The 17,154-nt window shown below is 46.0% G+C and carries 24 protein-coding genes; 12 read left to right on the forward strand and 12 right to left on the reverse strand.

What is annotated here, in order from left to right:
• Positions 1–12: 12 nt before the first annotated feature.
• Positions 13–1,152 carry a bifunctional 3,4-dihydroxy-2-butanone-4-phosphate synthase/GTP cyclohydrolase II gene (ribBA, locus tag ICN43_RS02605; protein WP_216197056.1) on the reverse strand — a complete coding sequence of 380 codons (1,140 nt, stop codon included), beginning with the start codon at positions 1,150–1,152 and terminating at the stop codon, positions 13–15.
• A gap of 143 nt (positions 1,153–1,295) precedes the next feature.
• On the opposite strand from ribBA, the gene ICN43_RS02610 reads away from it, so the two are divergent.
• Genes ICN43_RS02610 through ICN43_RS02635 form a run of 6 tightly spaced genes read left to right on the forward strand, consistent with a single transcriptional unit; the run spans position 1,296 to position 4,892 of the window.
• Positions 1,296–1,634, forward strand: coding sequence for a type II secretion system protein (locus tag ICN43_RS02610; protein ID WP_216197057.1), 339 nt, complete (start codon positions 1,296–1,298; stop codon positions 1,632–1,634).
• On the forward strand, positions 1,564–2,190 hold the full coding sequence (locus ICN43_RS02615) for a hypothetical protein (RefSeq protein ID WP_216197058.1): 627 nt from the start codon (positions 1,564–1,566) through the stop codon (positions 2,188–2,190). Before ICN43_RS02610 ends, ICN43_RS02615 begins: the two co-directional genes overlap by 71 nt.
• Positions 2,187–2,516 carry a hypothetical protein gene (locus ICN43_RS02620; RefSeq protein WP_216197059.1) on the forward strand — a complete coding sequence of 110 codons (330 nt, stop codon included), beginning with the start codon at positions 2,187–2,189 and terminating at the stop codon, positions 2,514–2,516. Before ICN43_RS02615 ends, ICN43_RS02620 begins: the two co-directional genes overlap by 4 nt.
• Entirely contained in the window at positions 2,509–3,057 is a 549-nt protein-coding gene (locus ICN43_RS02625; protein WP_255533395.1) for a GspH/FimT family pseudopilin, read from the forward strand. Before ICN43_RS02620 ends, ICN43_RS02625 begins: the two co-directional genes overlap by 8 nt.
• Positions 3,058–3,104: 47 nt before the next feature.
• On the forward strand, positions 3,105–4,220 hold the full coding sequence (gene ribD / locus ICN43_RS02630; protein ID WP_216197060.1) for a bifunctional diaminohydroxyphosphoribosylaminopyrimidine deaminase/5-amino-6-(5-phosphoribosylamino)uracil reductase RibD: 1,116 nt from the start codon (positions 3,105–3,107) through the stop codon (positions 4,218–4,220).
• A 54-nt stretch (positions 4,221–4,274) separates the two neighbouring features.
• Positions 4,275–4,892 carry a riboflavin synthase gene (locus tag ICN43_RS02635; RefSeq protein WP_216197061.1) on the forward strand — a complete coding sequence of 206 codons (618 nt, stop codon included), beginning with the start codon at positions 4,275–4,277 and terminating at the stop codon, positions 4,890–4,892.
• A gap of 242 nt (positions 4,893–5,134) precedes the next feature.
• Here the strand turns inward: ICN43_RS02635 and queC are convergent, their stop codons facing one another.
• The 3 genes from queC to pal form a co-directional block, all read right to left on the reverse strand.
• Positions 5,135–5,875, reverse strand: a complete 741-nt coding sequence (gene queC / locus ICN43_RS02640; RefSeq protein WP_216197062.1) for a 7-cyano-7-deazaguanine synthase QueC — start codon at positions 5,873–5,875, stop codon at positions 5,135–5,137.
• A 26-nt stretch (positions 5,876–5,901) separates the two neighbouring features.
• Complete coding sequence (ybgF, locus tag ICN43_RS02645) at positions 5,902–6,561, reverse strand: tol-pal system protein YbgF (protein ID WP_255533396.1); 660 nt, start codon at positions 6,559–6,561, stop codon at positions 5,902–5,904.
• A gap of 71 nt (positions 6,562–6,632) precedes the next feature.
• Complete coding sequence (pal, locus tag ICN43_RS02650; RefSeq protein ID WP_216197064.1) at positions 6,633–7,145, reverse strand: peptidoglycan-associated lipoprotein Pal; 513 nt, start codon at positions 7,143–7,145, stop codon at positions 6,633–6,635.
• Positions 7,146–7,319: 174 nt separating this feature from the next.
• Here pal and ICN43_RS02655 point away from each other — a divergent pair, with 174 nt between their 5' ends.
• Both ICN43_RS02655 and ICN43_RS02660 read left to right on the forward strand, forming a co-directional pair.
• On the forward strand, positions 7,320–7,805 hold the full coding sequence (locus ICN43_RS02655; RefSeq protein ID WP_216197065.1) for an antitoxin Xre-like helix-turn-helix domain-containing protein: 486 nt from the start codon (positions 7,320–7,322) through the stop codon (positions 7,803–7,805).
• Entirely contained in the window at positions 7,802–8,290 is a 489-nt protein-coding gene (locus ICN43_RS02660; protein WP_216197066.1) for an RES family NAD+ phosphorylase, read from the forward strand. The genes ICN43_RS02655 and ICN43_RS02660 overlap by 4 nt, the downstream gene beginning before the upstream one ends.
• Positions 8,291–8,300: 10 nt before the next feature.
• Here ICN43_RS02660 and tolB read toward each other — a convergent pair whose 3' ends face one another.
• Genes tolB through tolQ form a run of 4 tightly spaced genes read right to left on the reverse strand, consistent with a single transcriptional unit; the run spans position 8,301 to position 11,535 of the window.
• Complete coding sequence (gene tolB / locus ICN43_RS02665) at positions 8,301–9,605, reverse strand: Tol-Pal system beta propeller repeat protein TolB (RefSeq protein ID WP_216197067.1); 1,305 nt, start codon at positions 9,603–9,605, stop codon at positions 8,301–8,303.
• A gap of 10 nt (positions 9,606–9,615) precedes the next feature.
• Positions 9,616–10,437 (reverse strand): cell envelope integrity protein TolA, encoded by an 822-nt coding sequence (gene tolA / locus ICN43_RS02670; protein WP_216197068.1) that lies wholly within the window; start codon positions 10,435–10,437, stop codon positions 9,616–9,618.
• Between the two features lie 19 nt (positions 10,438–10,456).
• Complete coding sequence (locus ICN43_RS02675) at positions 10,457–10,876, reverse strand: ExbD/TolR family protein (protein WP_015420456.1); 420 nt, start codon at positions 10,874–10,876, stop codon at positions 10,457–10,459.
• A gap of 2 nt (positions 10,877–10,878) precedes the next feature.
• Positions 10,879–11,535 carry a protein TolQ gene (gene tolQ, locus ICN43_RS02680; RefSeq protein WP_216197069.1) on the reverse strand — a complete coding sequence of 219 codons (657 nt, stop codon included), beginning with the start codon at positions 11,533–11,535 and terminating at the stop codon, positions 10,879–10,881.
• Between the two features lie 76 nt (positions 11,536–11,611).
• Here tolQ and glyA point away from each other — a divergent pair, with 76 nt between their 5' ends.
• The 4 genes from glyA to ICN43_RS02700 all read left to right on the forward strand — a co-directional run bounded on the left by glyA (position 11,612) and on the right by ICN43_RS02700 (position 14,228).
• Positions 11,612–12,856, forward strand: coding sequence for a serine hydroxymethyltransferase (gene glyA, locus ICN43_RS02685; protein ID WP_216197070.1), 1,245 nt, complete (start codon positions 11,612–11,614; stop codon positions 12,854–12,856).
• Between the two features lie 34 nt (positions 12,857–12,890).
• Positions 12,891–13,337 (forward strand): transcriptional regulator NrdR, encoded by a 447-nt coding sequence (nrdR, locus tag ICN43_RS02690; RefSeq protein ID WP_216197071.1) that lies wholly within the window; start codon positions 12,891–12,893, stop codon positions 13,335–13,337.
• Positions 13,338–13,628: 291 nt separating this feature from the next.
• The gene (locus ICN43_RS02695; RefSeq protein ID WP_216197072.1) at positions 13,629–13,925 is read left to right on the forward strand and encodes a type II toxin-antitoxin system RelE/ParE family toxin; all 297 of its coding nucleotides are present in this window, start codon (positions 13,629–13,631) and stop codon (positions 13,923–13,925) included.
• On the forward strand, positions 13,926–14,228 hold the full coding sequence (locus tag ICN43_RS02700; RefSeq protein ID WP_216197073.1) for an addiction module antidote protein: 303 nt from the start codon (positions 13,926–13,928) through the stop codon (positions 14,226–14,228).
• A 68-nt stretch (positions 14,229–14,296) separates the two neighbouring features.
• Here ICN43_RS02700 and adk read toward each other — a convergent pair whose 3' ends face one another.
• From adk to lpxK, 4 genes are all read right to left on the reverse strand, one after another.
• Entirely contained in the window at positions 14,297–14,962 is a 666-nt protein-coding gene (gene adk / locus ICN43_RS02705) for an adenylate kinase (protein ID WP_216197074.1), read from the reverse strand.
• 104 nt (positions 14,963–15,066) lie between these two features.
• Positions 15,067–15,822, reverse strand: a complete 756-nt coding sequence (gene kdsB, locus ICN43_RS02710) for a 3-deoxy-manno-octulosonate cytidylyltransferase (protein ID WP_216197075.1) — start codon at positions 15,820–15,822, stop codon at positions 15,067–15,069.
• 31 nt (positions 15,823–15,853) lie between these two features.
• On the reverse strand, positions 15,854–16,033 hold the full coding sequence (locus ICN43_RS02715) for a Trm112 family protein (RefSeq protein ID WP_216197076.1): 180 nt from the start codon (positions 16,031–16,033) through the stop codon (positions 15,854–15,856).
• A 19-nt stretch (positions 16,034–16,052) separates the two neighbouring features.
• Entirely contained in the window at positions 16,053–17,144 is a 1,092-nt protein-coding gene (lpxK, locus tag ICN43_RS02720) for a tetraacyldisaccharide 4'-kinase (protein WP_216197077.1), read from the reverse strand.
• Positions 17,145–17,154 lie beyond the last annotated feature (10 nt).

Raw genomic sequence — 17,154 nt, forward strand, 5'->3', positions numbered from 1 at the left:
TTTTGAGCTTACTTATTGCTTGGATTCGAATGGGGTATAGCCAGTTACTTCAAGCTTATATCCCGAAAGGCTTGGAACTGGACTCGGGTTGGCAAGCAAACGCATTTTGCCAACACCGATATCTTTTAGAATTTGTGCGCCAATACCGTAGCTTCGGAAATCAGTTTTGCGTGCTAATGGTTTTTCTGCTGTCTTAGTAGGCGTGCCATTCAATTTATGAAACTGTGCCAACCAATCCGCATCATTTGGGGCAGCAATCCCAGATGCATTCAGAAGTACTGCTACTCCAGAAGGCGCAGCGGCTAGCTTTTGCAAAGCTTGCGCTAAGGGCCAAGAATGCGTGCTGACATCAGCGTCTAAGAAATCTAATACTGTCACGGGCTCATGAACGCGCACGAGAGTTTCTTCTGCCTCTAAAGGCTTGCCGTGAACCAGCGCTAAGTGCATGCAGGAGCTAGGGGTATCGCGGTAGATGATCCCGTGGAACTGACCCCATGGCGTATTGAATTTACGTTCGCCCTCCCGAACCACAATGCTTTCATGTTGGCTGCGGTATTGAATGAGGTCGGCGATGCTACCAATTTTTAATTGATGTTCTTTTGCAAACTCTAGTAAATCAGGCAATCGTGCCATGCTGCCATCATCTTTCATGATTTCGCAAATCACGGCAGTGGGTGAGCAACCAGCCATAGCTGCTAAATCACATCCAGCCTCTGTATGGCCAGAGCGGATCAAGACGCCACCAGGCTGAGCCATCAATGGAAAGATGTGACCCGGCTGAACTAGATCATTTGGTTTTGCATTTGCGGCAACTGCCGTCTTGATAGTGTGTGCACGATCTGCTGCTGAGATCCCGGTAGTAACGCCACTTGCTGCCTCGATAGAGACGGTGAAATTAGTACCCATCGAGGTACCGTTATCCCTGACCATTAGAGGTAGATTAATTTGTTGGCAGCGTTCACGAGTCAAGGTAAGGCAAATTAAGCCGCGACCATGCTTGGCCATGAAATTGACAGCCTCAGCAGTGACATGGTCGGCAGCTAGGACCAAGTCACCTTCATTCTCACGATCTTCTTCATCGACCAGGATGACCATGTTGCCAGCTTTTAGCTCAGCAACGATTTCTTCTGTGGAGGCCAGGGTATTTTGCATAGCCTTCTATTTTAAGCTGAGGAGGGGATTTTAGGCTTTGGTCTCAGATCTTGCCGAAAATATTGGTGCAATATCCAGCTTTTCTGACGAGGAGCATCTACGAAGGGCCTATTTTTAGGTCACTAATCTCGAGAAAATGAGCTGTGCCTTCCTCAACTCAACAATCCCTCAGCGAATTTAATTTCAGTAAGCAAGCGAATGGATTCATTTTATTGGAGGTTTTGGTGGCGATGGGTCTGATCGCAAGCGGTTGGATGGTCTTGAGCAATACCTACCAGGGAATGATTTTGCGCTTAGGTCAAGTAGCGGAGAGAGGGGTAGCGTTAAGAAAGGTCATGGATCAGCATGAGCTAGCGATATTGACTGCTACGCAGTTAAGTCATTCAAACCAAATATCTCGAAAGTTAGCAGATGAACCTACTGGAATGTCTCGTCGGACTCGCCCTGTCCCTGATGTTAGTCGCACCACTCATAAAAAATAGTGGTGAATTGATCAGTAAGCAAATTCAGCAGGAGAAATCTCAATCGCTTTCTGTTGAAGCAGATCGTGCACTAGAATTAATGGGACGTGCTATTCGTATGGCGGGCTATCGAAATGCCCAATCTTTTAATAAGTCTGCAAAAAAAGATTACTCTGCAAATGAATATATTCAGATTGAGAGACACCGTGGATATCAAGGATCAGATTCACTTCTAGTGAAACATGAAATTTCTCGAGGAGTGGACTTTGATTGCATTGGTAATGCTTTGTCAAAGGAGCGAACTAAAAATAATTTAGCCCATCAAGGATTTTTAGTTGAACGACAAGCATCGGCATCAAAAGGTATGAAGGTCAATGGCGGTTCGTTAATCTGTCAATCACTTGATCGGCAAGGGCGCATTCAAAACACTACCTTGATGAATGGCGTTAATCATCTCTCCTTTGAGGCTCTCCCAGCAAGTATTGGCAAGGCTTTCAGGATTAAGCTGGTGATGACTGATGGCGGATTCATTCATCGAGAGTTTGAGCGCACCTTTGTCACTCGTAATCTATTGTGATTATTGCTTGGGTCTTATCCCTACTGACACTACTCTCCATGCTAGCCGTTCAATTGGAGCGCTTAGTTGCGCTTGAGCTATTAAGCGTCAATACTATCGCGCAATCTCACCAAGGATTTATGACGGCTGAAAAAGAAATTCTTGCGTGCGAGAAACATCTTTCAAATACTGCAGTCTTATCAAATTCTACTTGCCATATACAGTCTGCTGGAAAAAATCTTTGGCTAATATCGAGCACTTCAAAACCTAGCTTAGAGATTTTGGTGTTCATGGATGAAAAAATACAGAGCCCTTATCGAATTAATTGGCGGCAGAAATTTGAATAAGCAAGATGAAGGCTATAGCTTATTGGAGTTAATGGCTGTGGTGCTTATCATCGCCATGATTGCAATATCTACATTACCTCTATTGCATGAGCAAATGGCCGCACGAGAAATTGACATTATTGCTAGACGCTTTATTGCGCATGCTCAGTTTGCTAGGGCTCAAGCATTTAGTCTGGGTATACCTGTGCGTATTACTCCATTGCATGGGGGTCTGTGGGAAGAGGGTTGGGTAGTTCAAAGCGTTTGTAATGATGCTCAAGCAAACTTTCACTGCATTGAGCGACAGTGGATTTCTCAGGGTGATCTTGGCAGGGTGTACTTCAGGGGTGGGGGTAAACAGTTCATTGACCCCCATACATCTCAGAGGGGGATTTTGTTTAATGCGGCTGGGGCTGCAAAAACAACATATGGTGGTTTTGTGGCTAATCGCCTGATTTTGGGTCACGACCGAGATTCTCGGCTTGAGAGGCAGCTGATATTGGGCAGCGGGGGTCGCTGGAGAATTTGTGACCCTAGTAAGGACCCAAAAGCCTGTAAGTAGTCTGCGTAAATTTGCTGCATCTGGCCACAATCGGTTTTAATAGACCCATGTACACCGCAGCTGACCATCAATTTATGGGCCAGGCAATCGCCGAGGCTCAAAATTCCCTTTACTTATCCAACCCCAATCCACGGGTGGGATGTGTCATTGTTAAAAATGGAGCACTTATTGGGCGCGGATGCACTCAACGGGTGGGCGGTCCTCATGCTGAGGTGCAGGCCTTGGCGGATGCGAGGGCTCATGGTTTTGATCCTACTGGATCAACGGTATATGTCACCTTAGAGCCCTGTAATCACACTGGTAGAACGCCGCCTTGTGTCGATGCCTTAATTGCGGCTAAGCCAGCCACGGTGATTGTGGCGATGTCAGATCCCAATCCCTTGGTGGGTGGTAAGGGGCTTGAGCGATTAAAGGCCGCAGGGATTGAGGTGCAGTGTGGCTTATTGGAGTCTGAAGCTCAAGCACTCAATCGAGGATTTATTTCAAGGATGACTCGAGGCTTGCCCTGGGTTCGCATCAAGATCGCTGCTAGCTTAGATGGCAAGACAGCTTTGCCCAATGGCCAGAGTCAATGGATCACTGGTCCTTTAGCTAGGGCAGATGGTCATCACTGGCGCGCTCAAGCCTGCGCGATATTGAGTGGGGTGGGTACCGTTAAAGAGGATGATCCCAGTCTGAATGTCCGAGATGTCAAGACTGACAGGCAGCCCTGGAGAATTGTTGTGGATTCCAAGCTAGAGACGCCGCTTAAGGCTAAGGTATTGAGTAATCCCCAGGCATCCGGCGTGATTTTAGTTTGCGCTTCATTAGATTCTCGTGAGAGCCAAGACAAGGCAAAAGCATTTGAAGCTCTTGGTGTTGAAGTCATTGCAATGGCCAATGCAAATAGCAAAGTAGATTTACCAAAACTCTTTGCCTATTTAGCGCAAGAGCGGCATATGAATGAAATCCATGTTGAGGCGGGATTTAAATTGAATGGGTCCTTGCTGAGAGAGGATTGCGTAGATGAGTTATTACTCTATTACGCACCTTTCTTTGTGGGTGAGGGCATTGGTATGGCCAACATCTCGCCATTGACAGCTTTGGATCTACGTCAAGATTGGCAAATCATCGATCAAGCTCTGTTTGGTTCAGATCTGCGGTTGCGTCTGAGTAAGAAATAACGCAGTAGAAGTAACAATTCATCAAATTACAAAATACCTTTTAAAGATCTCACTATGTTTACTGGAATCATTACTGCAGTTGGTCAAATCAAAAGCGCCCAAGCTAAGGGTGATGGCATGTACTTAGTAGTCGAAGTACCTTCTGGCTATCTGGATGATGTTGTGTTGGGTGACAGTATTGCTATTCAGGGGGCCTGTATGACCGCCACTGAATTGACTAGCAATACTTTTGCTTTAGACATTTCCCGTGAGTCCTTAAACAAGACGATGGGTTTGGACAAAGTTGGCCCGGTGAATTTAGAAAAAGCTTTGCGATTAAATGATCGCTTAGGTGGGCACTTAGTGAGTGGGCACGTTGATGGGGTTGGCAAGGTGTCGTACTTTGCAGCCGTGGCACAAGATGCTTATGGCTCCTGGCTATTACAGATCGAGGCTCCAAAAAACTTAGCACAATTTTTGGCCTACAAAGGATCCATTGTGGTTAATGGCGTTTCATTAACGGTAAACAAAACGCAAGATACTAAAGATGCTTGCCTAGTAGACATCAACATCATTCCCCATACGCTGGAGAACACAACCCTAGGAACGCTAAAGCAGGGTGATGCGGTTAATCTGGAAGTGGATTTAATTGCACGTTATGTAGCGCGGATGATGGAAGTTCATCCACAGTAACTATTTTCTTTTACTAGCTTCTTTATAAACAGCCGATTGATTTCGCTTGCCAATTGCAATAATGAGAACGACAAGTCTGTAGTCTATAACTTCATCAACCAGTCTATAGTCTATTGTCGCCAGTTTTAGCATGAATGGTTTGTGTGATTGTCATAATAAAATGCCCATAATTTAGTGCGTTATTATGTGTTTTTTATAAAAATTCAAACCTTTTTCTGGGCATGGGTTAACTCGGCTTTGGATTAACTTCTGCGGTAGCGCGTAGGATCACTCAAATTGGCTTGCTTAAAGCCTGCTTGCCTCAAGCGGCAAGATTCACATTCTCCACAAGCCTCACCTAAATCATTTGCTTGATAGCAAGAAACGGTTTGTGAGTAATCAACGCCGAGAGTGGTGCCAAGTTGGATGATCTCTGCTTTGCTCAGGTTGATGATGGGGGCATGAACCCGAAAGCGATTTTCATTATTGAGTGCTTCTACACCAGCCTTGGTAGCTAAGTTAGCCATTACTTCAAATGAGGCAACATATTCAGGGCGACAGTCAGGGTAGCCTGAGTAGTCAACAGCATTGGCGCCATAAAAAATATCCAGTCCACCCAATGATTCAGCCCAGCCTAATGCAAGCGAGAGCAGGATAGTATTACGAGCCGGCACATACGTGACGGGGATCTCTTGATCTTTACCTGGAGTAATTGGGATATCAATGGAGGAGTCGGTCAAAGCTGAACCACCAAAACGCGTGAGATCTAGATTGACTACCTCATGCCGAATGACACCCATCTTCTTGGCGATGTGTTTTGCAGCCGCCAGTTCGGATGAGTGACGTTGACCATAGCCAACAGATAGAACATAAGGCGCATAACCAAGATCTTTTGCTAGAGCGAGAATCGTACTGGAGTCTAGTCCGCCTGAAAACAAAATGACAGCAGGTGCATTTGGTTCACGGGGCGCGATATTCTGAAATGCCGCTGATAGCTTAGACATGACGTAAATAGACTTTGCTCGACCACTTACTTTGTTGCAGTAAGTAGTTTTTGCGCATCTTTGGCTGCTTCAGTATCAGGATATTTGCTCACAATTTCGCTAAAGGTCTTCTTGGCAGCTGCTTTATTACCAGTCTCTAACTGCGCGTTACCTAAGGTCAACATGGCTGATGGAATGCGCGGATGACTTGGATAGCGTTTAATTAAGCTTTGTAGCTGGGCAATCGCGCCAGAATAGTCTTTGGTGGCATATTTGCTATTACCACTCCAAAAGAGTGCTAATGGCGTATAGGGGCTATCGGAATACTTCTTAATAAAAGCAGAGAAGTCGCTATCCGCCTTTTTTAGATTGCCAGCTTGGAAGGTCTTTAATGCATCATCGTAAGCTTGTTTCTCGCCAGGTTGGACAGTGCCGCTCACGCCCTCAATAGTGGCTGTACGAGGTTCAAGGTTACCTATGCGAGTATCGAGATCTTGGTAATAGGTTTTTTGGCTGGCGCCAATGTCGTCACCCTGCTTCTGAAGTACCTCTATCTTGCCCCTGAGCTCAGTATTTTCTACTTTCAGCCTATCGATCTGACTCTGTAATTCAAGCTGTGTAGTTGCTAGAGTTTTGCGTAAGTCTAAGATCGCCTTACGTGCATCATCATCGGCAAAGAGTGCCCACGCACTGTTAGGGGCACTCAAGAAAAGAGTGGCGATACTTAAACAAAACGCTCGTGAGAGCGTTTGTTTAAAAGAGTGTGGCAGGCTGCGCATCAGTTTGTAATATAGACGATGTCAGCACGACGATTTTCTGCCCAAGCTGCTTCGTTATCACCCTCAGCTTTTGGCTTTTCTTTACCAAAGCTGACTGCTTCCATTTGACCATCAGAAACGCCCATCAAGTTAAGGGATTGACGAACTGCATCCGAACGGCGTTGGCCCAACGCCAAGTTGTACTCTGCAGTACCACGCTCATCGGTATTGCCTTGAATGATGACTTTCTGCTTGGGATTCGCTTTTAAGAAGCTAGCATGTGCAGATAACTGTTTTTGATATTTAGTTTGAACAGTGTATTCATTGAGATCAAAATACACGCTGCGCTGGAAGAGGGGGCTGCTAGGATCATTCCAAGGCTGTGAACTAAAGTTACTACCACCACCGGTACCGCTACCACTATTGGCGCTATTAACGTCATCCAGCTTAACGCTTGAGCAAGCCGCTAAAAATAATGTGGTGAGTCCAACGAGGGTGAGAGTTGCGGCACGGCGTGCGATAGAAGTTGTCATGATCAATCCTTTTTTCTACAAACAAGGTAAATAAATAAGCTAATAGTTAATATTATGCCCCCAAGATTGCTAAATTTGAATGGAAATTGCATTGAAATGCCGCATATATACACTTCGCTTATTTCCTTTTTTCCTCAATTGAGATAAAATAAATCCTCAAATGAGGAATTTAATATGCCCAGCATGATCCCAAAAAAGGCTGCGACAAAAGTGCTTCATAAACCCCAACTGGACTTATCTTTTTCCACCATTTACCGAGTTGAGCCCATAGATCGTATTAAGTTGATCCGAAACGGTGTGCCCGCCAGATATATCAATGTTATTTCTGATTCCATGGGTATTACTAAAGAAACATTATTCAAGTTCTTGAATTTACCAAAGTCGACTATTGATAAAAAATCTGTCGCAAATCAAATGCTACCTATCGAGCAGGGTGAGCGATTGATTGGTATGGCTAAACTTGTGGGGCAAGTGGAGACTATTGTTTCCGAGTCGGGCAATCCAGATGGCTTTGACGCTGCTAAGTGGGTCGCTAGTTGGCTTGAAAAACCATCCCCAGCATTGGGTGGTGAGAAACCATCCGCGTATTTGGATACAGTCTCTGGTCAGGAGATGATTTCAGATCTCTTGGCAAAAATTCAAACTGGGGCATACGCATGAGTGTTCAAGCTGTTTGGAGAATTGCACTTGATACCCCCACGTTTAAAGCTGATGACCTTGGTGGGGAGGGCGCAAAAAAATCTGGCGGAAGGTGGAATAAGAAAGGGACTCCGGTTGTATACACCTCTGAGTCGATTGCCCTTGCTTGTCTGGAGACTTTGGTGCATCTTAATGCGCAAGGACTACCCCTAACTCGCTATCTGGTGCGGATTGATATTCCAACAAAAGTATGGGACCTGGCTAAAAGGTTTAATGCGAAAACAGCCGGCATTGCTTGGGATGCATTGCCAGCGGGAACCGCTAGCATTGAAAGAGGTCAGAGATGGCTGCAATCGAATGCAAGTGCTGTATTGTTAGTGCCTTCAGTTGTCATTCCGCAAGCAAGTAATGTATTGATCAATCCCCTGCATCCGGATGTCAAGTTGATTAAGGCTAAGAAAATTGAGAAATTTTCTTATGACCCACGCCTGGTGAGTTTGCCTTAAGCGATTCGCTTTAGTCCATAAAAGGACCCCAGGATGGCTGACGTACATCAGACCCCGGAATAGTCAAGATTTGCTTGGAATTACCACTAACGGACACTGCCGCCAAAACCCGTTTGCCGCCCACTTTAGTGGAGTAGAGAACATAACGACCATTCGCTGCAAATGAGGGAGATTCATCGCTAGATCCATCCGTTAGTGCCTGGGAATCTCCAGTGGCTAAATTAAGGATATGCAGACGAAAAGCCCCGCCAAGATTGGCGATATAGGCTAAATACTTTCCATCTGGCGAGATGCGTGGAGAGGTCACGAAGCCTTGCTTGAAGGTAACGCGCTTTGCGCTCTCAGCCTGTTCGCCCTCAGCACTCATACGGTAAATCTGTGGATTGCCGCCACGATCGCTGGTGAAGTAAATGTAGCGACCATCCGCAGAATATTGCGGTTCGGTATCAATCGTACGACCACGAGTCAGGCGCTGTAAGTTACTACCATCGGCATTGATGCTGTAGATTTGAGTATTACCATCTTTGGAGAGGGAGATTGCTAATTTTTTGCCATCTGGAGACCAGGCTGGGGCGCTGTTATTACCCTTTTGATTGGAAAGGGGAATGCGACGACCTGTAGCTAGCTCATGAACATAAATCACTGGCTTGCGATCTTCAAAAGAAACGTAAGCCACTTTTTTGCCATCGGGTGACCATGATGGAGAAATAATAGGCTCACCACTATTCATGGCATTGCGAATATTTTGACCATCCGCATCGGAGATAACTAAGCGATAGCGTTTACCCTCCTTAATGACATAGGAGAGGCGCGTAGAGAAGATGCCCCGCTCGCCTAGCAATTTAAAGATGATGTCATCAGCAATTTTATGGGCTGCAGCGCGTAAATTATCAGCGCTGGAATTGATATTCAAGCCGCCAAGACCTTCAGATTTACGAACATCAAAAAGTTTATAGCGAATCTCAAACTGACCTGCGCTAGTCTGCACTACCGAACCCAGCACCAGAGCGTCCGCACCGCGGGCAGCCCAAGATGGGTAGTTTGGCGTTCCTTCATCACTTTCGCTGGCATTGCCATTTTCAGTATTTTTAAAGTAACCGCTACGAGCTAAGTCTTGACGAATAATGTCGGTAATGCTGATCGGCAATTTGTTTTCATCTTTAAATCGCATTACCGCGATTGGGTAAAGAGATTGGCCCACACCAGTAATTTCAATACTCATCTGCGCATGACTAGGAAGGCTGATTACGCCAAAGCCGAGAGCCAAAATCCACAAAAGGATCTTGATAAAAGAGCGTGCGATGTTTTTGATCATGTCTAGTAATTTACTTGGGTTTGAGTTTAAGTTCAGGTGTCAGAGTTGGAAATTGACCATTGTCGTCTTTTGGTAGGCTCTGGGTAGCATCAATTGCGCTTAAGACCGCTTGATCCCAAGCGTTATCACCACTGCTTGAAGTCATTACTCTGCTGAGGATGGCTCCATCTGGAGCAAGCTTAACCTGAATAATGGTTTGTTTGTTGCCCTTAAAGGAATCTGCATTAAAGGTAATGTTAGCGCGCACCTTCTTAATCACTTTATCGCTCCAGCCAGGCGGCGCATTGCCTCCACCGCCAACACCACTGCCCACTGAGCCGCCAGTCCCACCATCCGTTGCTGCCAATCCTCGCAGACTGGCGATATTGGCTTCACGCCTTTTATCGGACTCTGCATTGGCTTTCATTTGGGCGGGAGTCAATGCAGCCGGTTTTGGAGTTTCCACTTTCTTCGCTGGCTCAGGCTTTTTGGTCTCCTCCTTTTTCTTTTCTTTCGGAGGAGTTGGCTTAACGGGTTTAGGTATTTCTTTAATAACTTCTTTTTTAGGCGGCTCTTTCACGACCTGCTTTTTCTTGATTGCAATATCAGCCGCCTCTTCTTTTATTTCTGTTTTTAATTCAGGCACTAGGGGGGCTTCTACTTGTGGGGTAGCATCCCACAACTCCACTTCCACTCCCGAGGGTGTGGAGTTATTCCAACTGATGCCAATTACCAAAAATGCAATTAATCCTAAATGCACGGCAAGTGAAAAACTAAAAGCACGTTTAGTGCTTTCGTTTTTGCTAGGGCGGCCTCGTGAGAAGCTGGAATGAAATGTTTGCGCGCTATTCATGTGTGCAATACAAAAAGGCTTATTGGCTCTTCACTGCAAGACCGACCCGTTTCACGCCATTCTCTTTTAGCTTGGACATGACTTCCATCACCACTTCATATTTAATCGATTTATCTGCAGCAAGAACTACAGGTTGCTCAGCGGACTTCTCCGCTTGCGATCTAGCAAATGCCCCAAGTTCAAATTTATTTAAAGTTTGAACTGGATCACCATCTTTGCGAACAATGACATTTTCATTGGCATCAATTGTCAAAAAGACCGGTGGCAAAGATTGAACTTTTGCACCGCCTACTGTGGGTAAATTGACAACGCCTGGATTGACCATTGGCGCTGTCACCATAAAGATGACGAGCAATACCAACATCACATCAATGTAAGGCACTACATTGATGTCGGCCATAGCCCGACGTTTAGAGGATTTTCGGAGTGAGCCTGCCATGCTTACTTGCCTGAACCTTGACGTTGCAAGATGTTGGTGAATTCTTCAATGAAGGTTTCAAAACGAATCGCTAGGCGGTCTACATCTGTAGCTGCCCGGTTATAGGCCACTACCGCAGGAATCGCGGCAAATAGACCGATCGCCGTTGCAACTAGTGCCTCGGCAATACCTGGGGCTACTGCAGCTAAGGTGGCATTTTGTACGTTAGCTAAGCCTCGGAAGGCATGCATGATGCCCCAAACGGTGCCAAAGAGGCCGATATAAGGGGAGACTGAGCCGACGGATGCTAGGAAGGGTAGGTTGGCCTCTAGCATGTCCATTTCGCGCTGGTAGGTCGCTTTCATGGCACGGCGAGCGGCATCGATCTCACGCACCTTCATGAATTCCTGCATCCCGGCTTCAAAAATATGCTCTAAAACGGCGTCACTACGGGTGTTGCGCTGTGCAGCATCCAAAAGGGTATTGAGGTCGCCGCCAGACCAAAAGTCCCGCTCAAAACGCTCGGTATCTCGTCTTACGCCTCGCAGAATGGCAGTTTTCTTAAAAATGATGGTCCAAGAGGCAACCGACATGCTCAGTAATAACAACATTACTAGCTGTACTAATAGGCTGGCATTCAGGACTAGGGAGAGGAATGAGAGGTCTTGTGTGGTGGTCATGGTGGATTTTGTATGATGTAGGTTGATTTTACTAAGTTAATTAACTCAGCAATACAACTTCATCAGGATTATCACCATGTTTGACCGCCAAAATACCTTAACCAAAACCGACCCAGAGCTGTGGGCTGCAATTCAGAATGAGAATAAGCGTCAGGAAGACCATATTGAGCTCATCGCTTCTGAGAACTATGCTTCCCCGGCAGTGATGCAAGCACAGGGCTCTCAGTTAACCAATAAGTACGCTGAAGGCTATCCTGGTAAGCGTTATTACGGTGGTTGCGAGTTTGTCGATGTGGCTGAGCAACTGGCCATTGACCGAGTGAAGGCTTTATATGGCGCTGAAGCAGCGAACGTTCAGCCCCATTGCGGCGCATCTGCTAACCAGGCGGTATTTTTAGCATTTCTTAAGCCAGGCGACACCTTTATGGGGATGAGCTTGGCTGAGGGCGGTCATTTGACCCATGGCATGGCTTTGAATATGAGTGGTAAGTGGTTCAACCCGATTTCCTATGGCCTCGATAAAAACGAGGCGATCGATTACGAGCAGATGGAGCGTTTAGCTCGTGAGCACAAGCCAAAGTTGATTATTGCTGGCGCATCTGCATATTCTTTGGTGATCGATTGGGAGCGAATTGGTAAATTAGCTAAAGAAGTTGGCGCCATTTTTATGGTGGACATGGCCCATTACTCTGGCCTGATTGCTGCTGGCGTATATCCAAACCCAGTTCCTCATGCTGACATTGTTACTTCTACTACGCACAAGAGTTTGCGCGGTCCACGTGGTGGCATCATCTTGATGAAGGCTGAGCATGAGAAGGCAATCAACTCTGCGGTATTTCCTGGCTTACAAGGCGGTCCTTTGATGCATGTAATCGCCGCTAAGGCGACGGCATTTAAAGAGGCGCAAGAGCCTGCTTTTATCGATTATCAAAAGCAAGTAATTGCTAACGCAAAAGCCTTGGCAGAGACATTGATTTCTCGAGGCCTGCGCATTGTTTCTGGCGGTACGGACTCTCATGTGATGTTGGTTGATTTGCGTGCGAAGAAAATGACTGGTAAAGAGGCTGAGCGCGTATTGGGCGAGGCGCATATTACTTGTAACAAAAACGGCATCCCGAATGACCCAGAAAAACCAATGGTCACTAGTGGTATTCGTTTGGGCTCACCTGCAATGACAACCCGTGGCTTTAAAGAAGCTGAAGCGCGTCAAGTCGGCAATTTCATCGCGGATGTTTTGGATAATCCAAATGATGCCGACAATATCGCTAAGGTTCGTGCCCAAGTTTCCGAGTTGACTAAGCGCTTCCCAGTTTACGGTTAAGTAAACACTCAGCTAACACGAGAGAAGAACTTCATTGCGCTGCCCTTTTTGCCATAACGACGATACCCAGGTTTTGGATACCCGGGTATCGGATGAAGGCGATACTATTCGTCGTCGTCGTCGTTGTGCCAAATGCGATAAACGATTTACTACCTATGAACGTGTAGAGCTAGTCTTACCAGCAATCGTAAAGAAGAACGGCAGCCGTGTTGAATACAGCCACGATAAGTTAGTCGGCTCAGTTAAGCTCGCATTGCGCAAGCGCCCAGTCTCCTCTGATTCTGTTGATGAAGCTATTGCCCGAATTGAGGAGAAGTTGCTCAGCCTGGGTGAAAAAGAAATTCCGAGTGAGCGCGTGGGTGAGTTAGTGATGCGAGAGCTCAAGCGTTTGGATAAAGTAGCCTACATCCGCTTTGCATCCGTATACAGAAGCTTTGCGGATATCGAATCATTTGAGAGTGCGTTGAAAGAGTTGAAATAGTTATTTTGAGGTGTGGCATTTTTCAGGTGTGATGTCATCGACGTTCTTGGTCTCTCGAGTTTCATCTTTAACACCCCTTTTAAATTTCCCCATCTTGCTTGTTATTAGTGCTTCACAGCGATCAAGTCCGCGCATAGTTTGATTCATTTCATGAATTATTCTGCTGGTTGATTTTTTGTTTGCCATGGCGCAAATTTAGCATCGAAAAAGCCACTCTCTTAAGTCAAGTAAATATCAATTTCCTTTGGATGGTCTTTGTGTATACTGTAACCGATTGATTACAATTTAGGTATGTATGAAATCAATAAAACAGCTGAATTTGAGACGTGGCTCAACACTATTCGCGATCCTTTAACTCGAGGTCGATTAATAGCACGGCTTCGCAGAGTGGCTTTAGGTAATTTAGGTGATGTTGCACCAATATCCGAAGGTGTATCTGAAATGCGAGAGCATTTTGGCGCCGGATGGAGGATGTATTACATTCAGCGCAGAAAAGTAATTATCGTAATGTTGGGTGGTGGTTGTAAATCAACTCAGGCGGCTGATATTAAGAGAGTTAAAAAGTTGCTCCTGACAATGGAGGATTAAATGACGAAAATGAAAAAGATAAAAATAAGTGAGCTACCAAGGTTTGATGTCGTAGATTACTTGAAGACTGAAGAAGATATTGCCGGATATTTAACGGCAGTCTTGGAGGATGGTGATCCTGCTTTATTTGTTGCCGCAATTGGTGATATTGCGAGAGCAAAAGGAATGAGTGAGATTGCTAAAAAGAGTGGGGTTACTAGAGAGTCGCTGTATAGAGCTTTGAAAATTGAGGCTCGCCCACGATTTGAGACTGTTACAAGAGTGATACATGCTTTGGGGATGAAATTGAGTGTTCATGCCTAATAAAAAAGGGACTGCATTGCAGTCCCTTTTAATATTCGCCAGTTGAGAAAACTTAGCGTTTAACTTGCTTATTTCAATGCTGCAAAAATAGAAGCAGTGATGTCATCAACATTACCAGTACCGCTTACCTTGCGATAGGCTGGAGCTTTTACTTTGTCAGTTGTATTGGTTTGGGTTGCCCAGCTAGAGTAGTACTCCACTAGCGGACGAGTTTGATCGTTATAGACTTGTAGGCGCTTACGAACAGTTTCTTCCTTGTCATCATCGCGCTGGATCAGGGCATCACCAGTCACATCATCTTTACCTTCAACTTTTGGTGGGTTGAAAGTCACGTGATAGGTACGACCTGAGGCGGGGTGAACACGACGACCGCTCATGCGATCAATGATGGCATCAAACGGTACATCGATTTCTAAAACATAATCGATTGGTACACCAGCATCTTTCATGGCTTGTGCTTGTGGAATCGTTCTTGGGAAGCCATCAAACAAATAACCCTTGTTGCAATCTGCTTGGGTTAAGCGGTCTTTAACTAAACCGATAATGATGTCATCAGAAACCAGGCCACCAGCATCCATAATTTTTTTGGCGGCAATGCCCAGTTCGGTTCCCGCTTTCACCGCAGCGCGCAACATATCGCCAGTAGAGATTTGTGGAATTGCAAACTTTTCGCAAATGAACTGAGCCTGAGTTCCTTTGCCAGCACCTGGTGCACCCAGCAGAATTAACCGCATTGTTTTCCCCTTAGAAGACCCCTATTGTCTCGTATTTTCTCGGGATCCTTTGTGACTAATCCCTAGGATTATCCCCGAGAACCTTGGAAAAACTGGATTCTTGGCTAGTTGGCCATGATGCGACGGACTCGTTCGAGGTCTTCGATCGTGTCAACCCCTGCTGGCGGGGCTTTATTGGCAGTGTGCACTGCAATTCGGTAGCCATTCCAGAGGGCGCGAAGTTGCTCTAGAGCCTCGGCAAGCTCCGGCGGGGCTGGTTCAAGGCGGGTATAGGCCTGTAAAAAGTCCGCTCGATAGGCGTAAATGCCCAGATGTCGCAAGTGCGTTGCAGGCACCTCTAATTGAGCGTCGCGTACAAAGGGGATGACAGATCTGGAAAAGTAGAGTGCCTCGTTAGAGCGATTGAGGACTACTTTAACGACATTAGGATTGCTAATTTCTGCAGCATCCACAATGGGCACTGCAACAGTTGAAATCGCACATGCAGCATTGTCAGCTAAAGTTTGCGCAACTTGATTGATCAACTCAGGTGGAATCAGGGGCTCATCTCCCTGGACATTGACTACTAAGGTATCCGCCGAAAGCTTTAGGAGTTGCGCAACCTCAGCAATACGATCAGTTCCAGTAGGATGATCTGAACTAGTTAATAAACATTCAATGCGGTGTTCGTCACAAGCGGCTTGGACTTCTGGTGAATCCGTTGCCACCACAACGCTTTGAGCCAATGACTGTTGGGCGCGCTCAGCTACACGAATGACCATGGGCTTGCCACCGATGTCGGCAAGGGGTTTACGAGGCAAGCGAGTGGAGCCTAGTCTTGCAGGTATAACAACTAAAAACTCCGGAGGTTTATTGCTCATGTGTAGTGAAATTCAATCGAGGTCGATCGAATTAGCTGCACTCGTCAGCAGAAAGATTGCGAGCTTCATCCACTAGCATGACGGGGATGTCATTACGAATCGGATAGGCTAGGCGATCCGCTTTGCAAATAAGCTCCTGTTTTTCGGCATCCAAATGCAGAGTACTTTTGCATAAAGGACACACCAAAATCTCTAGTAAGCGCTTATCCATTTTTGATCTTTGCTATTTTTTATAAAGTGTATCGATTGGGATCGGGTCTTTGCAAAATCGATTGCAACCAGTCAGCTAATGCATTGGGAATTTCTAAAGTCATTGGAACCACCCAAATGCGTTCATCCTGTATTTCACTGCATTTTACGGCATCCTTTTCCGTAATCAGAATGCATTCAGCATGAATTGCAGAGAAAAATGCTGGAGTGTATGTGGCGTGATCTCCTAAACCAATGGATTTACCAGCAATTCCTTGTTTTAGTAAATCGTCAAAAAAACGCTGTGGATTGCCAATGGCTGCAACAGCGGTGATCTTATTTGGGAGGTAAGTGTCTGCGATGGCTTCCAAAGATTGCGTATTGCTAGGATCAATAAGCTGATAAGGCATGCCTAATTGAGTGTCTAAGGTGAAAGCACGACGCCCAAGAAAATATTCATCGATGTGAGCAGGGGATGTGCTCGAACCCGTCATTAAAGTGGCATCGCGTTCACGGGTAGCCGGTTCACGAAGAGGTCCTGCAGGTAGCAAGAAACCATTGCCTTCTGCACGTGTATCTCTCACTACGAATTCAATATCGCGGCCACCTTCACGGGCTGGCCAACGCACTAATGCTCGATGTTGTAGACCATCATCACTAATGATGACATTCACAGAAGAGTCATCTTTTAATAGGGATTGAATACTTTTCACGCGCTTGGGGTGTACCCAAATTGGAAATTGATTCTGTGTACGTTTAGCAATCAACACTGGCTCATCCCCAACTTCGGCAGGATTCGAATCACTATTCACTTGTAATGGACTGCTCAGTGAAGAAGCGCCGTAGCCTCGGCTAATAATCCCCGGTCTCCAACCCATCGCCGCAAGACGTTCCGCCAATGCAATGACGATCGGCGTCTTGCCAGTCCCGCCCACACGAATATTACCAACAATAATGATGGGCACTCTTTGTGCCTTGCCACCACCTAAGCCAAGCTCATGAATGAGATCAAGTGCCTTGTTAATCCAGTCATATACCTTAGATAGCGGCCAAAGCAGAAGGCTAGTCGGACCACGCCTCTCCCAAAATTTGGGTGCTTTTTTAAAGGCGGTATTGGTTTTGGCGGATGTCATCAAAAGTAAT

The sequence above is a fragment of the Polynucleobacter sp. UK-Mo-2m-Kol15 genome (assembly GCF_018881505.1).
Lineage (GTDB): Bacteria > Pseudomonadota > Gammaproteobacteria > Burkholderiales > Burkholderiaceae > Polynucleobacter.

What these genes read in the sequence shown, in the direction of transcription:
- ICN43_RS02675 (WP_015420456.1), bottom strand. Translation starts at nt 10,876, where the DNA reads ATGGCAGGCTCACTCCGAAAATCCTCTAAACGTCGGGCTATGGCCGAC.
- ribBA (WP_216197056.1), bottom strand. Translation starts at nt 1,152, where the DNA reads ATGCAAAATACCCTGGCCTCCACAGAAGAAATCGTTGCTGAGCTAAAA.
- adk (WP_216197074.1), bottom strand. Translation starts at nt 14,962, where the DNA reads ATGCGGTTAATTCTGCTGGGTGCACCAGGTGCTGGCAAAGGAACTCAG.
- ICN43_RS02695 (WP_216197072.1), top strand. Translation starts at nt 13,629, where the DNA reads ATGTATGAAATCAATAAAACAGCTGAATTTGAGACGTGGCTCAACACT.
- ICN43_RS02655 (WP_216197065.1), top strand. Translation starts at nt 7,320, where the DNA reads ATGCCCAGCATGATCCCAAAAAAGGCTGCGACAAAAGTGCTTCATAAA.
- pal (WP_216197064.1), bottom strand. Translation starts at nt 7,145, where the DNA reads ATGACAACTTCTATCGCACGCCGTGCCGCAACTCTCACCCTCGTTGGA.
- tolB (WP_216197067.1), bottom strand. Translation starts at nt 9,605, where the DNA reads ATGATCAAAAACATCGCACGCTCTTTTATCAAGATCCTTTTGTGGATT.
- tolA (WP_216197068.1), bottom strand. Translation starts at nt 10,437, where the DNA reads ATGAATAGCGCGCAAACATTTCATTCCAGCTTCTCACGAGGCCGCCCT.
- lpxK (WP_216197077.1), bottom strand. Translation starts at nt 17,144, where the DNA reads ATGACATCCGCCAAAACCAATACCGCCTTTAAAAAAGCACCCAAATTT.
- tolQ (WP_216197069.1), bottom strand. Translation starts at nt 11,535, where the DNA reads ATGACCACCACACAAGACCTCTCATTCCTCTCCCTAGTCCTGAATGCC.
- ICN43_RS02700 (WP_216197073.1), top strand. Translation starts at nt 13,926, where the DNA reads ATGACGAAAATGAAAAAGATAAAAATAAGTGAGCTACCAAGGTTTGAT.
- kdsB (WP_216197075.1), bottom strand. Translation starts at nt 15,822, where the DNA reads ATGAGCAATAAACCTCCGGAGTTTTTAGTTGTTATACCTGCAAGACTA.
- ICN43_RS02635 (WP_216197061.1), top strand. Translation starts at nt 4,275, where the DNA reads ATGTTTACTGGAATCATTACTGCAGTTGGTCAAATCAAAAGCGCCCAA.
- ribD (WP_216197060.1), top strand. Translation starts at nt 3,105, where the DNA reads ATGTACACCGCAGCTGACCATCAATTTATGGGCCAGGCAATCGCCGAG.
- ICN43_RS02615 (WP_216197058.1), top strand. Translation starts at nt 1,564, where the DNA reads ATGAACCTACTGGAATGTCTCGTCGGACTCGCCCTGTCCCTGATGTTA.
- queC (WP_216197062.1), bottom strand. Translation starts at nt 5,875, where the DNA reads ATGTCTAAGCTATCAGCGGCATTTCAGAATATCGCGCCCCGTGAACCA.
- ICN43_RS02715 (WP_216197076.1), bottom strand. Translation starts at nt 16,033, where the DNA reads ATGGATAAGCGCTTACTAGAGATTTTGGTGTGTCCTTTATGCAAAAGT.
- glyA (WP_216197070.1), top strand. Translation starts at nt 11,612, where the DNA reads ATGTTTGACCGCCAAAATACCTTAACCAAAACCGACCCAGAGCTGTGG.
- ICN43_RS02660 (WP_216197066.1), top strand. Translation starts at nt 7,802, where the DNA reads ATGAGTGTTCAAGCTGTTTGGAGAATTGCACTTGATACCCCCACGTTT.